The organism is Streptomyces sp. So13.3, from assembly GCF_005860785.2.
Classification (GTDB): domain Bacteria; phylum Actinomycetota; class Actinomycetes; order Streptomycetales; family Streptomycetaceae; genus Actinacidiphila; species Actinacidiphila fildesensis.
The window spans coordinates 6191349-6205863 of record NZ_CP048835.1 but is presented as its reverse complement, the minus strand read 5'-3'; the positions used below and the strand labels follow the sequence as shown (position 1 = coordinate 6205863).

Here is a 14515-nt window from a genome sequence, read left to right as displayed (position 1 = left end):
GCGCCAGGCATGCCGCACGCATGCCATGGGCCCCGGGATGAGGGGTAAGGATCCGTTCTACCGGAAGACCGATTCCGCTGACGAGTCCTATTCGGTTCCGCCAGCAGGAGGCGAATCGGAAATAACGGCATACAGCGCGGCAAAAGGCCCGAATGGGGAGTAACCGCGGATACTGTGTGCGACTGGTCGGCGTGGCCCCACCGTGGTCCGGCCTTGGTGTGCCGGCCCGGTGAGAGCCCGGGGATCGCCCGTTATCCGATTTTGACACAACTGGACCACTGACTGGGTCTGTCCGGATGGCAAGATGCGCACATCACACCGGGTGGCGACACTCGAATAGGGGATCCCCACCCACCGTCTTCCCCACTCCGCCCACATTCCGCAGGAGGAACCAGCAATGACCGCACGCACCACCCGTCGCTCGGCCGCCACATCTCGGATCACAGCGGTCGGCGCGATCGCGGTCGCGGGCACCCTGCTGCTCAGCGGCTGTGGCGACCAGACCAAGAAGGACAGCGGCCCCGACACCTCGACGAAGTCGAACAGTGCTCCGCTCTTCAACAAGCTGCCCAAGAAGTTCCAGGACGCCGGTGTCATCGAGGTCGGCACCGACGCCACGTACGCCCCGATGGAGCTGAAGCAGAACGGCACCATCGTCGGCGTCGACCCCGACATCGCCGCGGCGCTCGGCAAGCAGCTCGGCGTGACGTTCAAGTTCACCAGCGGCACCTTCGACGGCCTCCTGGCCGCGATGCAGACCGGCCGCTACGGCGTCGTCATGTCCTCCGTCAGCGACACCAAGGCCCGCCAGGAGGGCCTGGACGACAAGGGGCAGAAGACCGGTAAGGGCGTCGACTTCGTCGACTACTTCACCGCGAGCACCGGCATCCTGGTCAAGAAGGGCAACCCGGAGCACATCACCTCCGTCGACGACCTGTGCGGCAAGAAGCTGGCCGTCCAGCGCGGTACGACCTTCGAGGCGGCCGCCAAGGACCTCTCCAAGAAGTGCACGACGGACGGCAAGGGAGCGCTGTCCATCGAGTCCTTCCCGACCGACGCCGAGGCCCAGACCCGCGTCAAGGCCGGCGGAGCGGTCGCCGACCTGAACGACTCCCCGGTCGCCGCGTACATCGCCAAGACCGCGGGCGGCGGCAACGACTTCGAGTCGGTGGCCAACAAGTCCGACGCCGGACCGTTCGGCATCGCCGTGGACAAGAGCAACACGCAGCTGCGCGACGCGATCAAGCTGGCGATGGACGCGATCATCGCCGACGGCAGCTACAAGGCAGCCCTCGACAAGTGGGGCGCCGGCGACGGCGCGATCACCAAGGCCGCGATCAACGGCGGCTCCTGACCCCACGCGCTCCACTGAAGGGCCGTCGCAGTGACTGACAAATTCGATAAGGAACCCGCTGACGCTCCGTCGAGCGGGTCCGCCGGGACCGCCACCGCGGTCCCCGCGGAGGCCATCCGGGCGATCCCCGTACGCCATTACGGGCGCTGGATCAGTGCGGTCGTCGTCGTGGCCGTGCTGGCCGCACTGGTGTTCTCGTTCTCCCAGGGCGATGTGCGCTGGGCGACCGTGCCGGAGAAGCTGTTCGACCACTCCATCCTGACCGGTATGTGGCACACCATCCTCATCAGCGTCCTGTCGATGCTGATGGGGCTGCTGCTCGGTGTGCTCTTCGCCGTCATGCGGCTCTCCAAGAACCCGGTGACAGGCGGCGTCGCCTGGCTCTACATCTGGTTCTTCCGCGGCACCCCGGTCTATGTACAGCTGCTCATCTGGTTCAACCTGGCGCTGATCTTCCCGGTCCTGAACCTCGGCCCGATCTACAAGAACAACATGGTCGACGTCATGACCCCGTTCGTGGCCGCCCTGCTGGGGCTCGGTCTGAACGAGGGCGCCTACATGGCCGAGATCGTGCGGGCCGGCATCCAGTCGGTCGACGAGGGCCAGACCGAGGCGTCGCACGCCCTGGGCATGAAGCAGGGCCAGACCATGCGCCGCGTGGTGCTGCCGCAGGCCATGCGGGTGATCATCCCGCCGAGCGGCAACGAGTTCATCAACATGCTCAAGACGTCCTCGCTGGTCGTCGCCGTCCAGTACCAGGACCTGCTGCGCAGCGCGCAGGACATCGCCGCGAGTTCCTTCGCGACCATGGAGATGTTCTTCGTCGCGTCCATCTGGTACCTCGCCCTGACCAGCGTGTTCAGCGTCGGCCAGTACTACCTGGAACGCCGCTTCGCCCGGGGCTCGCTGCGCAGTCTGCCGCTCACCCCGTGGCAGAAGATCAAGGCGAATCTCAGCACGTTGCGCCGTCCGGAGGTGGCCCGATGACCGTTCAGCCCATGGTCAAGGCCGAGGCCGTCCACAAGTCGTTCGGCCTGGCGCACATCCTCAAGGGGATCGAGCTGGAGGTCGCGCCGCGCGAGGTGTTCTGCCTCGTCGGCCCGTCCGGCTCGGGCAAGTCCACCTTCCTGCGGTGCATCAACCACCTGGAGCAGATCAACGCCGGCCGCCTGTGGGTGGACGGCGAGCTGGTCGGCTACCGGCAGAAGGGCGACAAGCTCTACGAGCTGAAGGACAGCGAGGTCGCGGCGAAGCGGCGGGACATCGGCATGGTGTTCCAGCGCTTCAACCTCTTCCCGCACATGACGGCGATCGAGAACGTCATGGAAGCCCCGATGCAGGTCAAGGGCGAGTCGAAGGCGACCGCCCGGGCCCGCGCGGAGCGGCTGCTCGACCGGGTCGGCCTGGCCGACAAGGCGGCCAACTACCCCTCGCAGCTGTCCGGCGGACAGCAGCAGCGGGTGGCCATCGCCCGCGCGCTGGCGATGGAGCCGAAGCTGATGCTCTTCGACGAGCCGACCTCCGCGCTCGACCCGGAGCTCGTCGGTGACGTCCTCGACGTCATGCGCGGGCTCGCCGAGGACGGCATGACGATGATCGTCGTCACCCATGAGATGGGCTTCGCCCGCGAGGTGGGCGACGCGCTGGTCTTCATGGACGACGGCATCGTCGTCGAGGCGGGGAACCCCCGTGACGTCCTGAACAACCCGCAGCACGACCGCACCAAGGCGTTCCTGTCCAAGGTGCTGTGACCCGAACGGACGAGGCCGGACGGCCGGGCCGCGAGCCCGGCCGTCCGGCCTTCTCCTGTCCGGGGCGGCGCGCGTTGTTCCGCGCGTTATTTCAGGCCGAGCACCAGCGCGTCGGGGACCGAGCGCCAGACGGCGCGGGCCTCGGCGAAGCCGGCGTCGCGGAGCGCCTGGGCGTGCCATTCGACGGAGTGCGGCTCGCCGTCGGCGTGCGAGCCGAAGATCTCGTAGCGCTCGGCGACCGGTCCGGCCAGCAGCTCGTCCTGGCGGGCCAGGTCCCACCACTCGGTCCAGTCCAGCACGCCCTCCGCCTTCTCCCGCGCCATGCGCGCGTGCCGCAGCGCCCGCTCCGCCTCGTTGATCCGGGGCGTGGATTCGTCGGGCGCGTGGTCGGCGTTCATGAAGACCCCGCCGGGCCGCAGGACGCCGGCGACCCGGCCGTACAGCTCGCGCAGCGGATCCGTCCGCAGCCAGTGCAGCGCCGTCGCGGTGAGGACGGCGTCGTACTCCCGGTGCGGGAGCCGGTCGGTCCACCGCGGGTCGCGCAGATCGGCGGTGACGAACTCGATCCGCGACTCGCCCTCGAAGTGCCCCCGGGCGATGGTCAGCAGGGCCGGATCGAGGTCGACGCCGGTGGATCGCGCCTCGGGGAAGCGCCGCAGCACGCGGTCCGAGATACTGCCCGTGCCGCACGCGAGGTCCAGCACCTTGGGCGCGGGCCCGACCAATGCCTCGACCATGTCCAGCATCACCCGGAACCGCTCCTCGCGGTCCGGCAGGTACCACTCCTGCTGGCGGTCCCAGCTCTTCTGCCAGCTCTGCCAGTCCGCGGTGCGCACCGCGGGTGCCGTCGGTGCCGCCGGTGTACCCGTCATCGCCGTCTCCCCCGTTCGTAATACCCTGATAGCTACCTCGACCATTACTGAGCCTAGAACGCACGCGTAAGGATCACAAGTGGAACTGGCCTATTACTCGGACTACGCCGTGCGCCTGGTGAACAGCGAGGAGCCGGAACGCGGGACGGACGACCTCACCGGCGTCGACGCCGTCCGCGCGCTCTTCGGCGCCAGCACCCAGGCCGCCGCGCGCAGCACCGACGCCGACGTGCCCCGGCTGCGCGCCGTACGCACCCGGCTGCGCGGGGTCTTCGAGGCCGCCGACGAGGGCGACGAGGTACGCGCCGTGGACCTGCTCAACGCGCTGCTGCTGGAGTTCCCGGTCAGCCCGCAGATCTCCGGGCACGAACACCTCGACGAGACCGGCCGGCCCGACTGGCACATGCACCTCGCCGACCACGCCGCCACCGCCACCGCGGGATACGCCGCCACCGCCTGCATGGGGCTGGCCTTCCAGCTGACCGAACTGGGCGTGGACCGGCTGGGCATCTGCGAGGCGGCCCCCTGCCGCAACGCCTATGTCGACACATCGACCAACAGATCCCGCCGCTACTGCTCCGACCGCTGCGCGACCCGCGCGAACGTGGCGGCCTACCGCGCCCGCAAGCGCCTGGAGAACGAACGGTCCGCGCTCAGCGGCCGCACACAGGACGCCGCCCACGACAGCACCCCGGCCACCGACCTCTGAAGCTCCCGGGGCGGCCGGAACCGCACCAGGGCCCGGGCGAGCACCAACTCGTCCGGCACCGTGCCGAATACGCTGCTGTCCGCGATCGGCCCGAAGGGATTGTCGGCGAGCACCCACCAGCCGCCCTCACGGCGCTCGACCGCCCGCTTCACGATGAGCAGGTCCTGCTGCAGCGGGTGCCGCAGGACCACGACGTCACCCTCCCGGACGTCCGCCGGGCCGTTGACGTTTCGCACGAACAGCCGATCGCCCTCGTAGAGCGTCGGGACCATCGAAGGACCGGTCACCTCGACCGCGTAGACCGGTCGGACCCGCCGTTCCCGCATGCTGCGCCTCCTCGTCCCTTCCTCCACCAGCCCCAGGGTGACACCAGACTTTTGTCCTAAGCCACATGGGGCACCCGAGAAAACGACTCTCCCAGGGAGTAATCTCCCACCTGGAAAGACGATCACAAGGAAGGACAGCCATGTTCTCTCGCCTGTTCGCGCCCAAGGTTAAGGTCAGCGCCCACTGCGACCTGCCCTGCGGCGTATACGACCCGGCCCAGGCCCGCATCGAGGCCGAGTCGGTCAAGGCCGTCCAGGAGAAGTACCAGGCCAACGAGGACCCGGACTTCCGGACCCGCGCCATCATCATCAAGGAGCAGCGCGCGGAGCTCGCCAAGCACCACATCTCGGTGCTGTGGAGCGACTACTTCAAGCCGCCGCACTTCGAGAAGTACCCGGAGCTGCACCAGCTCATCAACGACGCCCTCAAGGCAGGCAGTGCTGCCAAGGCGTCGAACGACCCGAAGACCGGCGAGAAGCTCCTCGAGCTGATCGCCCAGATCGACACCATCTTCTGGGAGACCAAGAAGGCCTGAGCTCCACCGGGGCCCTCGGCCTGTGACAACACCACGGTCACAGACCATTCGCCCGTACCCGGTCCGCGTTCGCGTACCGGGTACGGGCGTTCTCGCGTTCCGGGCCCGGGTGTTCAGGCGCGGTCGCTCTCCAGGGCCTGATGGGTGACGCGCAGGGCGTGGTCGGACTTCTCGTAGGTGCGCTGCGCCACGCAGACGAAGAGGCAGTCGACGACGACCAGTTGGCTGATCCGGCTGGCCATCGCGCCGGGCCGGAAGGTCGTCTCGCGGCCCGCCGACGCCAGGACGAAGTCGGCCAGCCGGGCGGCCGACGACTGCGGGTGGTTGGTGATGACGACGGTGGTCGCGCCCTCCGCGGCGGCCCGGCGCAGCGGCTCCAGGACGTCGCGGCTCTCGCCGGAGTGCGACACGGCGAGGAAGACGTCACCGGGGCCGAGCAGCACCGCGCTGGTCAGCGCGGACTGGGAGTCGCCGTGTGCGTGGCAGGGCCGTCCTATGCGCTGCAGCTTCTGGTGCAGGTCCTGCGCGACCAGCCCGGACGCGCCGACGCCGGCGATGTGCAGCTGGCCGTCGCCGCAGACCGCGAGCACGGCGCCCAGCAACTGCCCCGGATCGAGCTGGGTCTCGGTCTCCAGGACGGCCTGGGACTCGGTGTGCACCAGCTTGGCCATCACTTCCGCGGGTGAGTCCTGCCGGGTGATCCCCGAGGTCAGGGTCGAGCGCGGGGGCTGCCGGGCGGCCGAGGCGGCCAGCGCCAGCCGGAGCTCGGGGTAGCCGGAGAAGCCCAGCGCCCTGGCGGTCCTGACGATCGACGAGTCGCTGGTGCCGGCCAGCGCGCTCAGTTCGGAGATCGTGCTGCGGGCGACCTGGGCCGGGTCCTCGACGATCAGCCGGGCGATGCGCGCGGAGGCGGGTGTCAGCGAGGGCAGCAGCCCGCGTACCGTCGCGGCGAGCCCGTCGCCGGGCCCGGCCGGGGATTCCCGCTCCCGCTCCAGGCCCGGGCCGCCGGAGAGGTCTGTGCCGTTCGTGCCGTCCGTCTTCACGGGAGAAGAATGCACCGGGGGCGGCCCTTTTCGGGAGCTTCTTCCGCGGCCCGGGGGACTTGTGAGGCCATTGCGGCGGTTTGCGACCCGCGGGCTGCCGACCTCACCCGTGCGGGTGACAATGACGAGGTGACCGCCACCGGCCTGCCGCTCGACGCGCTGCGACCCCGGCTGCCCTCACCGCTGGTCGCGATCGAGGACGCCCGGCTCGCGCGGCACGGCGTCCGGTTGCTGCTGAAGCGGGACGATCTGATCCATCCGGACCTGCCGGGCAACAAATGGCGCAAGCTGCGGCTCAACCTCCAGGCCGCCGCGGACGCCGGCCACGACACCCTGCTGACGTTCGGCGGCGCCTACTCCAACCATCTGCGCGCGACCGCGGCCGCCGGACGGCTGCTCGGCTTCACGACCATCGGCGTCGTACGCGGCGACGAGCTGGCCCGGCGCCCGCTGAACGACTCGCTGGCCCGCGCCGCGGCCGACGGCATGCGGCTGGCCTTCGTCGACCGGACCACGTACCGCCGCAAGGCCGAGCCGGACGTCGCCGAAGAGCTGCGGGAGCGCTTCGGCCGCTGCTACGTGGTGCCCGAGGGCGGCAGCAACGCGCTGGCGGCCCAGGGCTGTGCCGAGCTGGGCCGGGAGCTGCGCGGCGAGGCGGACGTCGTCGCGGTGGCCTGCGGCACCGGGGGCACGCTGGCCGGGCTGGCCGCGGGGCTGGCGCCCGGCGGCCAGCGCGCGATCGGCTTCCCGGTCCTCAAGGGCGGCTTCCTCGGCGCCGCCGTCCAGCGGCTGCAGGAGGACGCGTTCGGCGGGCGGACCGGCGACTGGACGCTCGACGAGCGCTTCCACCACGGCGGGTACGCCCGCACCACCCCCGGCCTGGACGCCTTCGCGGCGGACTTCGCCGTCCGGCACGGCCTGGTCCCGGACCGCGTCTACGTGGCGAAGATGCTGCACGGCCTGTTCACCCTGGCGGACGAGGGGGCCTTCTCCCCCGGCACCCGCCTCGCGGCCGTCGTGACCGGATGAGGCATGACCGGATGAGGACGGACAACGCGTGCTGATCGAACGCGCCTACGCGCATGTTCCCGCCACCGACGAGTTCCCGCCCGGCGTCTGGCCCTGGCGGGTCCCCGCCGTCGCCCAGCTGCTCGACGGCGGGCTGCGCTTCACCTCCCCGATCACCTTCCTCGTCGGCGAGAACGGCTCCGGCAAGTCCACCCTCGTCGAGGCGCTCGCGGAGGGCTTCGGCCTGGACTCGTACGGCGGCCGGGCCGGATACAAGTACGCGAGCAACCGCGAGAAGTCCGATCTGGGCCAGCGGATCCGCTTCGACGCCACCCGGTCCGGCCGCCGCATGCTCGACGGCCCCCGCACCCGCCGCAAGGGCTTCTTCCTGCGCGCGGAGACCGCCCTGGACGCCCTGGAGCGCGAGGACGTCGCCGTGCACACCATGAGCCACGGAGAGGGCTTCCTGACGGCCTTCCGCGAGATGTTCCGGCAGCCCGGCCTGTACGTGATGGACGAGCCGGAGGCGGCGCTCTCCTTCACGTCCTGTCTGCACCTGGTGGGCCTGATGCACGAGCTCGCCGGCACCGGCGCCCAGGTGATCTGCGCCACTCACTCACCGCTGCTGACCGCGACCCCGGGCGCCACGATCCTCGAGATCGGCGAGGACGGAGCGCATTCCGCGCGCTGGGAGGACCTGGCGATCGTCGACCACTGGCGCCGGTATCTGACCGATCCCAACGCTTACCTGCGCCACATCATCGGGACGTAACCTGGGCTCATGATCCGAGCCGCCACCCCCGCCGACGTCCCGGCGATCCACGCCATGATCCGCGAACTCGCGGAGTACGAAAAGGCGCTGGCGGAAGCCCGCGCGACGCCGGAGCAACTGCACGACGCCCTTTTCTGCGAGCACCCGGCGATCTTCGCCCTGATCGCGGAGGACGATTCCACGGACGCGCCCGCAGCCGGCCCCGAGGACGTATCCGGTGATTCATCCGGGGACCGCACGGTGGGATTCGCCCTGTGGTTCCGGAATTTCTCCACCTGGACGGGCACACACGGGGTGTACCTGGAGGATCTGTACGTAAAGCCCGAAGCGCGCGGCGGCGGCCACGGCAAGGCACTCCTGGCCGAACTGGCCTCGATCTGCGTCACACGCGGCTACGAGCGCTTCGAATGGGCAGTACTGGACTGGAACGATCCCGCGATCGGCTTCTACCGCTCCATCGGCGCCTTCGGACAGGACGGCTGGACCGTGCAACGACTGACCGGCGAACCGCTCCGCACCCTCGCCGACCTGGCAGTCCACCCGGGCGTGGGCAACGATGCGACATCTCTTTCGAATTGAGACCGCACACCCCTAGCCACGTTGCGTACCCATACGCTTACCATGGGTGACAGTCGTGGGGTGTCGGGCCAGGGCTCACTCATGGCGGCGGCAGTGCTCCGTCCGGGCGACATCAGGGCACAGATCGCGATAGCGTCGCTGGCGAACCAGAGCAATCACTGTGTGCCACCTTGGAGGTGAGGGTGTCCCAGATCGCAGGCGAGCCCGGGACGAAGGACTTCGTTGAGGTCCGGCTGCCCGCGGCGGGGGCCTATCTGTCGGTGTTGCGTACGGCTACGGCCGGACTCGCGGCACGGCTGGACTTCACCCTCGACGAGATCGAAGACCTGCGCATCGCCGTGGACGAGGCGTGCGCGATCCTGCTGCAGCAGGCCGTTCCCGGCAGCGTATTGAGTTGCGTCTTCCGACTCGTCGGAGACGCTCTGTGGGTGAGAGTTTCGGCGCCCACGACCGATGGTCGCGCTCCGGAGCGGGACACCTTCGCCTGGACAGTGCTCTCCGCACTGGCGGGCGAGGTGGATGCCACGGTCGCGGAGGACAAGACCGTCAGCATCAGCCTGCACAAGAAGCGCGGTGCCGGCCCCGGACAGTCGTGAGGTCCCCAGATGCAGGCAGCCCGCAGGCGCGGACCCGAAGCAGGTCAGCGTGTCCCGGTCCCCCGAAGGGCCGGTAACGGTACAACCGTGCACGGAACGGGGAAACGCCATGAGTGCTGATCTTTCCCGGGAGGCAGCTCCCGGACCCCCGGCGGACAGCAGCACGCCCGCGGTGCGGGGCCGTGCCGCCGTACCCGCCCAGGCGTCGCCCGCCGGGGCGGTCGGGCGGTATGCGGCGCGGCAGCACCCCGGGTCCCGTACGGATGGAATGGACGCGGCGGAGCAGGCGGATCCCATGGACCAGCAAGAGCAGCACGACCCGCATGACCGGGCCGGCGCCCGAGCGCTCTTCGTGGAGCTGAGCAAGCTCCCGGACGGCTCACCGGAACGCGCCGAGCTGCGCAATCGGCTGGTGCGTATGCACCTGCCCCTGGTGGAGCACCTGGCGCGGCGTTTCCGCAACCGCGGGGAGCCGCTGGACGACCTCACCCAGGTCGCCACCATCGGTCTGATCAAGTCCGTCGACCGCTTCGACGTGGACCGCGGCGTGGAGTTCTCCACGTACGCGACCCCCACGGTCGTCGGCGAGATCAAACGTCACTTCAGGGACAAGGGCTGGGCGGTCCGCGTCCCCCGCAGGCTCCAGGAGCTGCGGCTGGCCCTGACCACCGCCACCGGAGAGCTCTCCCAGCGCTTCGGCCGGGCGCCGACCGTGCACGAGCTGGCGGTCCAGCTCAAGATCACGGAGGAGGAGGTGCTGGAGGGCCTCGAATCCGCGAACGCCTACAGCACCCTGTCCCTCGACGTTCCGGACACCGACGACGACTCCCCGGCCGTCGCGGACACCCTCGGGGCCATGGACGAGGCGCTCGAAGGCGTCGAGTACCGGGAATCGCTCAAACCGCTCCTGGAGTCGCTGCCGCCCCGGGAGAAGAAGATCCTCATGCTGCGGTTCTTCGGCAACATGACCCAGTCGCAGATCGCCATCGAGGTCGGCATCTCCCAGATGCACGTCTCCCGGCTGCTGGCCCGCACTCTCATGCAGCTCCGCGAGAAGCTCCTCGTCGAGGAGTAGCCCATGACGCCTGCCGGACAGCTTCCTGAGGCGTCCGGCAGGCCCAGGGCGTAGAAACTCAGGCCGCGGAGACCTAGGCCTGGCTGCGGTCGCCGATCCCCAGGGCGGCGGTCGTGGCGGGGTGGACGAGCAGGACCAGCCCGGCCAGCGCCATGAGGGCCAGCGCGACGCCGGCCGCGACGAGCGCCGCCGCGCCGTGCACGAGCGTCCAGGCCACCGGCAGCGCCAGCAGCTGGATGATCAGCGCGGGGCCGCGGCTCCAGCGCCGGGCGTGCAGCAGCCCGTACGCCGCCGCCAGCGGGATCGCGCCGAGGGCGAGAACGGTGAGCGCACCCACCACGGCGTTGCGGACGTTGTCGGAGTGACCGGTCAGCGCCAGCACCAGCAGCACGAGCCCGCAGGCCGCGAGGGCGAGCCCTTCGAGGGCCGCGAGGCCCGCGGCGGCGGTCAGCCGGCGCGGTTTGGGTGACGGGGTCGGGGGGATCTGGCTCACACCGGCCAGCGTAGCCCGGTGTACTTATGGGTAGGTACGCTTCCCCTCATGCGCGCACTTCTCGTGGTCAACCCTGCTGCCACCACCACCAGTGCGCGGGTCCGTGACGTTCTGGCCCACGCACTCGCCAGCGATCTGAAGCTGGAAGTGGCCGCCACCGAGTACCGCGGCCACGCCCGGGATCTCGCCCGGCAGGCCGCCGAGGGCGGCGAGATCGAACTGGTCGTCGCGCTGGGCGGTGACGGCACGGTCAACGAAGTGGTCAACGGACTGCTGCACAACGGACCCGATCCCGACCGGCTGCCGCAGCTGGCCGTGGTCCCCGGCGGCTCGACCAATGTCTTCGCGCGCGCCCTGGGACTGCCCAATGACGCCGTCGAGGCGACCGGGGCACTGCTGGACGCCCTGCACGACCAGTCGTCGCGCACGGTCGGCCTGGGACTGGTGAGCGGCACGCCCGGTACGGAGGACGAGGGAGTGCCCTCGCGCTGGTTCACCTTCTGCGCCGGGCTGGGTTTCGACGCCGGCGTGGTCGGCCGGGTCGAACAGCAGCGGGATCAAGGGAAGCGCTCGACGCACGCGCTCTACATGCGCCAGGTGATGCGCCAGTTCCTGGCGGAGACGCACCGGCGGGGCGGTTCGATCACGCTGGAGCGCCCGGACGAGGACCCGGTCACCGGGCTGGTGCTGGCCATAGTCTGCAACACCGCCCCCTGGACCTACCTGGGCAATCGTCCGGTGTACGCGTCCCCCGAGGCCTCCTTCGACACCGGCCTCGACCTGCTCGGAGTCTCGAAGATGTCGACGACGTCAGCGATGCGTTACGCCACGCAACTGCTGCGTTCGACCCCCGATCGAGGCCCGCACGGTAAGCATGTGGCGTCCGTCCACGACCTGACGGACTTCACCTTGCATTCGCAGGCTCCACTCCCGTTCCAGGTGGACGGCGACCACCTGGGGCTGCGAACCAGCGCAACCTTCACAGGCGTACGCCGTGCACTGCGTGTGATTGTGTAAGCGGAAGAGCCCAAAGTCCTTTTACTCGAACGTTTAGGCTGCCCTGCACCCCATGGAAGTACGGCTGTGATGCAGGCGACACCGAGGAATCAAAAAAAACTTTCCTGAAGGGGTTGTATCCGCAGCCCAGGTTTGCGAGTCTCTACATGGCGATCGGGACGGCCAACAACCGGAGTCCCTTGAGAGCCCGAATCCACCACCTCACACCAGCGGGACTGCACCAGGCAACTGGGCGTAGTGCCGTGCCCTGTGAGGGGATTCGTGAAAGCGTTCACATTCACAAGCAACGTGCTTGTCACAAAGGAGTTGGAGCAGCCATGGACTGGCGTCATCGCGCCGTTTGCCGCGAGGAAGACCCGGAACTCTTCTTCCCCATCGGCAACACCGGTCCTGCGCTGCTGCAGATCGAGGAAGCCAAGGCCGTCTGCCGCCGCTGCCCCGTCATGGAGCAGTGCCTGCAGTGGGCGCTGGAGAGCGGCCAGGACGCAGGCGTCTGGGGTGGCCTCAGCGAGGACGAGCGTCGCGCAATGAAGCGCCGCGCCGCCCGCAACAGGGCCCGCAACGCCAGCGTCTGACGCCCCGCTTTACCCCCGAGCCGCAGCGCGCAGCACCCGAATTCGTACGCGCAGCACACAGCATCCGGTAAGCCCCGACCGCCTGGCGGTCGGGGCTTACTGCTGTTCTCCCCCGACCACCGGCACCGGAATTACGCCTCGGCCGGAAGTTCCAGCACGACCCTGGTGCCGCCCTCCGGCGCCGGGACCATGTCGAACGTGCCGGACAGTTCGCCGACCACCAGGGTGCGGACGATCTGCAGTCCCAGATTTCCGGCGCGCTGCGGGTTGAAGCCCTCCGGCAGCCCGCGGCCGTTGTCCTGGACGGTGATGATCAGCTTGTCGCGGCCGGCCGTCGCCCCCACCTCGACCGTGCCGCTCTCCCCCGGGCCGAAGCCGTGCTCCAGCGCGTTCTGCAGCAGTTCGGTGAGAACCATCGCCAGCGGGGTGGCGACCTCGGCGGTCAGGATGCCGAAGCGCCCGGTGCGGCGGGCCGTGACGCGGCCGGGTGAGATCTCGGCGACCATCGAGAGCACCCGGTCGGCGATGTCGTCGAACTCGACGCGCTCGTCCAGGTTCTGGGAGAGCGTCTCGTGCACGATCGCGATCGAGCCGACCCGGCGGACCGCTTCCTCCAGCGCCTCGCGCGCCTTGTCGGAATCCATCCGGCGGGCCTGCAGCCGCAGCAGTGCGGCGACGGTCTGCAGATTGTTCTTCACCCGGTGGTGGATCTCCCGGATGGTGGCGTCCTTGGTCATCAACTCGCGTTCGCGGCGCCGCAGCTCGGTGACATCGCGCAGCAGGACGAGTGAGCCGATGTGGGTGCCCTTGGGCCGCAGCGGGATGGTGCGCAGCTGGATGACGCCGTCGCCACCCTCGACCTCGGCCTCACGAGGCGCCCAGCCGCTGGCGAGTTTGACCATCGCCTCGTCCACCGGGCCGCGGGCGGGGGCGAGTTCGGCGGTGGTCGCGCCGAGGTGCAGTCCGACGATGTCGGCGGCGAGGCCCAGCCGGTGGTACGCGGAGAGCGCGTTGGGACTGGCGTACTGCACGATGCCGTCCGCGTCGAGCCGGATCAGACCGTCGCCGGCGCGCGGCGCCGCGTCCATGTCGACCTGCTCGGCGGGGAACGGGAAGGAGCCGGCGGCGATCATCTGCGCCAGGTCCGAGGCGCTCTGCAGATAGGTGAGCTCGAGCCGGCTGGGGGTGCGGACGGTCAGCAGGTTGGTGTTGCGGGCGATCACGCCCAGCACCCGGCCCTCGCGGCGGACCGGGATCGACTCGACCCGGACCGGGACCTCGTCACGCCATTCGGGGTCGCCCTCACGGACGATCCGGCCCTCGTCCAGCGCCGCGTCCAGCATGGGACGGCGGCCGCGCGGCACCAGATGGCCGACCATGTCGTCCTGGTACGAGGTCGGTCCGGTGTTCGGCCGCATCTGGGCGACCGAGACATAGCGTGTGCCGTCCAGGGTGGGCACCCACAGGACGAGGTCGGCGAAGGACAGGTCGGAGAGCAGCTGCCACTCGGAGACCAGCAGGTGGAGCCATTCGAGATCGGAGTCGTCGAGGCCGGTGTGCTGGCGTACGAGGTCGTTCATGGAGGGCACGTCTGCGAGCGTACAGGCCAATTCGCGCCATCCGTGCCGGGCCTTTTTTCCACCGATGGCCGCGATTCCATGGACAAGGACGAATGGTCTAGTCCACAATGGACCGAACAGACCTCCATCCTCCCCGCACAGGAGGGTGGATCGAGGCCAGGCGTTCTCTGCCCTGACTACGCCGTGGCCTCACCGGTCGGCCCTAACGGGCCACGGGGAACCGCACACC

Annotated in this window: 17 protein-coding genes; 12 read left to right on the top strand and 5 right to left on the bottom strand. The window is 69.6% G+C overall.

The window, feature by feature from the left end:
* The first annotated feature begins 397 nt into the window (after positions 1-397).
* From C8250_RS28105 to C8250_RS28095, 3 genes are read left to right on the top strand one after another with little or no spacing between them, the layout of a single operon-like run.
* Positions 398-1354, top strand: a complete 957-nt coding sequence (locus C8250_RS28105) for an ABC transporter substrate-binding protein (protein ID WP_138350898.1) — start codon at positions 398-400, stop codon at positions 1352-1354.
* A gap of 30 nt (positions 1355-1384) precedes the next feature.
* Positions 1385-2341: an amino acid ABC transporter permease gene (locus C8250_RS28100; RefSeq protein ID WP_138350899.1), complete on the top strand. Its 957-nt coding sequence runs from the start codon at positions 1385-1387 to the stop codon at positions 2339-2341.
* Positions 2338-3105, top strand: coding sequence for an amino acid ABC transporter ATP-binding protein (locus C8250_RS28095; protein ID WP_138350900.1), 768 nt, complete (start codon positions 2338-2340; stop codon positions 3103-3105). The genes C8250_RS28100 and C8250_RS28095 overlap by 4 nt, the downstream gene beginning before the upstream one ends.
* Positions 3106-3191: 86 nt before the next feature.
* Here C8250_RS28095 and C8250_RS28090 read toward each other — a convergent pair whose 3' ends face one another.
* Positions 3192-3977 carry a class I SAM-dependent methyltransferase gene (locus C8250_RS28090; RefSeq protein ID WP_138350901.1) on the bottom strand — a complete coding sequence of 262 codons (786 nt, stop codon included), beginning with the start codon at positions 3975-3977 and terminating at the stop codon, positions 3192-3194.
* 79 nt (positions 3978-4056) lie between these two features.
* On the opposite strand from C8250_RS28090, the gene C8250_RS28085 reads away from it, so the two are divergent.
* Complete coding sequence (locus C8250_RS28085) at positions 4057-4686, top strand: CGNR zinc finger domain-containing protein (protein WP_138350902.1); 630 nt, start codon at positions 4057-4059, stop codon at positions 4684-4686.
* On the opposite strand, the gene sodX is transcribed toward C8250_RS28085, so the two are convergent.
* Entirely contained in the window at positions 4590-5012 is a 423-nt protein-coding gene (gene sodX / locus C8250_RS28080) for a nickel-type superoxide dismutase maturation protease (RefSeq protein WP_138350903.1), read from the bottom strand. The genes C8250_RS28085 and sodX overlap by 97 nt on opposite strands.
* Before the next feature lie 140 nt (positions 5013-5152).
* On the opposite strand from sodX, the gene sodN reads away from it, so the two are divergent.
* Positions 5153-5548 (top strand): superoxide dismutase, Ni, encoded by a 396-nt coding sequence (sodN, locus tag C8250_RS28075; RefSeq protein ID WP_138350904.1) that lies wholly within the window; start codon positions 5153-5155, stop codon positions 5546-5548.
* 113 nt (positions 5549-5661) lie between these two features.
* Here the strand turns inward: sodN and C8250_RS28070 are convergent, their stop codons facing one another.
* A complete protein-coding gene (locus C8250_RS28070) occupies positions 5662-6591 on the bottom strand; it encodes a MurR/RpiR family transcriptional regulator (protein ID WP_244809409.1) in 930 nt (309 codons plus the stop codon).
* 129 nt (positions 6592-6720) lie between these two features.
* Here C8250_RS28070 and C8250_RS28065 point away from each other — a divergent pair, with 129 nt between their 5' ends.
* The 5 genes from C8250_RS28065 to C8250_RS28045 all read left to right on the top strand — a co-directional run bounded on the left by C8250_RS28065 (position 6721) and on the right by C8250_RS28045 (position 10621).
* Positions 6721-7620 carry a pyridoxal-phosphate dependent enzyme gene (locus C8250_RS28065; RefSeq protein WP_244809407.1) on the top strand — a complete coding sequence of 300 codons (900 nt, stop codon included), beginning with the start codon at positions 6721-6723 and terminating at the stop codon, positions 7618-7620.
* A 28-nt stretch (positions 7621-7648) separates the two neighbouring features.
* The gene (locus tag C8250_RS28060; protein ID WP_138350906.1) at positions 7649-8371 is read left to right on the top strand and encodes an AAA family ATPase; all 723 of its coding nucleotides are present in this window, start codon (positions 7649-7651) and stop codon (positions 8369-8371) included.
* Positions 8372-8380: 9 nt separating this feature from the next.
* On the top strand, positions 8381-8950 hold the full coding sequence (locus tag C8250_RS28055; protein ID WP_138350907.1) for a GNAT family N-acetyltransferase: 570 nt from the start codon (positions 8381-8383) through the stop codon (positions 8948-8950).
* Between the two features lie 182 nt (positions 8951-9132).
* Positions 9133-9546 carry an anti-sigma regulatory factor gene (locus C8250_RS28050; protein WP_138350908.1) on the top strand — a complete coding sequence of 138 codons (414 nt, stop codon included), beginning with the start codon at positions 9133-9135 and terminating at the stop codon, positions 9544-9546.
* Positions 9547-9655: 109 nt separating this feature from the next.
* A complete protein-coding gene (locus tag C8250_RS28045) occupies positions 9656-10621 on the top strand; it encodes an RNA polymerase sigma factor SigF (protein ID WP_232484647.1) in 966 nt (321 codons plus the stop codon).
* 73 nt (positions 10622-10694) lie between these two features.
* Here C8250_RS28045 and C8250_RS28040 read toward each other — a convergent pair whose 3' ends face one another.
* Positions 10695-11114, bottom strand: coding sequence for a hypothetical protein (locus tag C8250_RS28040; protein ID WP_244809405.1), 420 nt, complete (start codon positions 11112-11114; stop codon positions 10695-10697).
* Between the two features lie 48 nt (positions 11115-11162).
* Between C8250_RS28040 and C8250_RS28035 the strand changes: the two genes are divergently transcribed.
* The gene (locus tag C8250_RS28035) at positions 11163-12131 is read left to right on the top strand and encodes a diacylglycerol kinase family protein (protein WP_138350911.1); all 969 of its coding nucleotides are present in this window, start codon (positions 11163-11165) and stop codon (positions 12129-12131) included.
* A 317-nt stretch (positions 12132-12448) separates the two neighbouring features.
* Positions 12449-12706, top strand: coding sequence for a WhiB family transcriptional regulator (locus C8250_RS28030; protein WP_138350912.1), 258 nt, complete (start codon positions 12449-12451; stop codon positions 12704-12706).
* Between the two features lie 131 nt (positions 12707-12837).
* Here the strand turns inward: C8250_RS28030 and C8250_RS28025 are convergent, their stop codons facing one another.
* Complete coding sequence (locus tag C8250_RS28025) at positions 12838-14286, bottom strand: PAS domain-containing sensor histidine kinase (protein ID WP_138351074.1); 1449 nt, start codon at positions 14284-14286, stop codon at positions 12838-12840.
* Positions 14287-14515 lie beyond the last annotated feature (229 nt).

Excerpts from the sequence above, each read along its gene's own strand:
- C8250_RS28105 (WP_138350898.1), top strand. The coding sequence starts at position 398 with ATGACCGCACGCACCACCCGTCGCTCGGCCGCCACATCTCGGATCACA.
- C8250_RS28095 (WP_138350900.1), top strand. The coding sequence starts at position 2,338 with ATGACCGTTCAGCCCATGGTCAAGGCCGAGGCCGTCCACAAGTCGTTC.
- C8250_RS28090 (WP_138350901.1), bottom strand. The coding sequence starts at position 3,977 with ATGACGGGTACACCGGCGGCACCGACGGCACCCGCGGTGCGCACCGCG.
- sodX (WP_138350903.1), bottom strand. The coding sequence starts at position 5,012 with ATGCGGGAACGGCGGGTCCGACCGGTCTACGCGGTCGAGGTGACCGGT.
- sodN (WP_138350904.1), top strand. The coding sequence starts at position 5,153 with ATGTTCTCTCGCCTGTTCGCGCCCAAGGTTAAGGTCAGCGCCCACTGC.
- C8250_RS28055 (WP_138350907.1), top strand. The coding sequence starts at position 8,381 with ATGATCCGAGCCGCCACCCCCGCCGACGTCCCGGCGATCCACGCCATG.
- C8250_RS28045 (WP_232484647.1), top strand. The coding sequence starts at position 9,656 with ATGAGTGCTGATCTTTCCCGGGAGGCAGCTCCCGGACCCCCGGCGGAC.
- C8250_RS28035 (WP_138350911.1), top strand. The coding sequence starts at position 11,163 with ATGCGCGCACTTCTCGTGGTCAACCCTGCTGCCACCACCACCAGTGCG.
- C8250_RS28030 (WP_138350912.1), top strand. The coding sequence starts at position 12,449 with ATGGACTGGCGTCATCGCGCCGTTTGCCGCGAGGAAGACCCGGAACTC.
- C8250_RS28025 (WP_138351074.1), bottom strand. The coding sequence starts at position 14,286 with ATGAACGACCTCGTACGCCAGCACACCGGCCTCGACGACTCCGATCTC.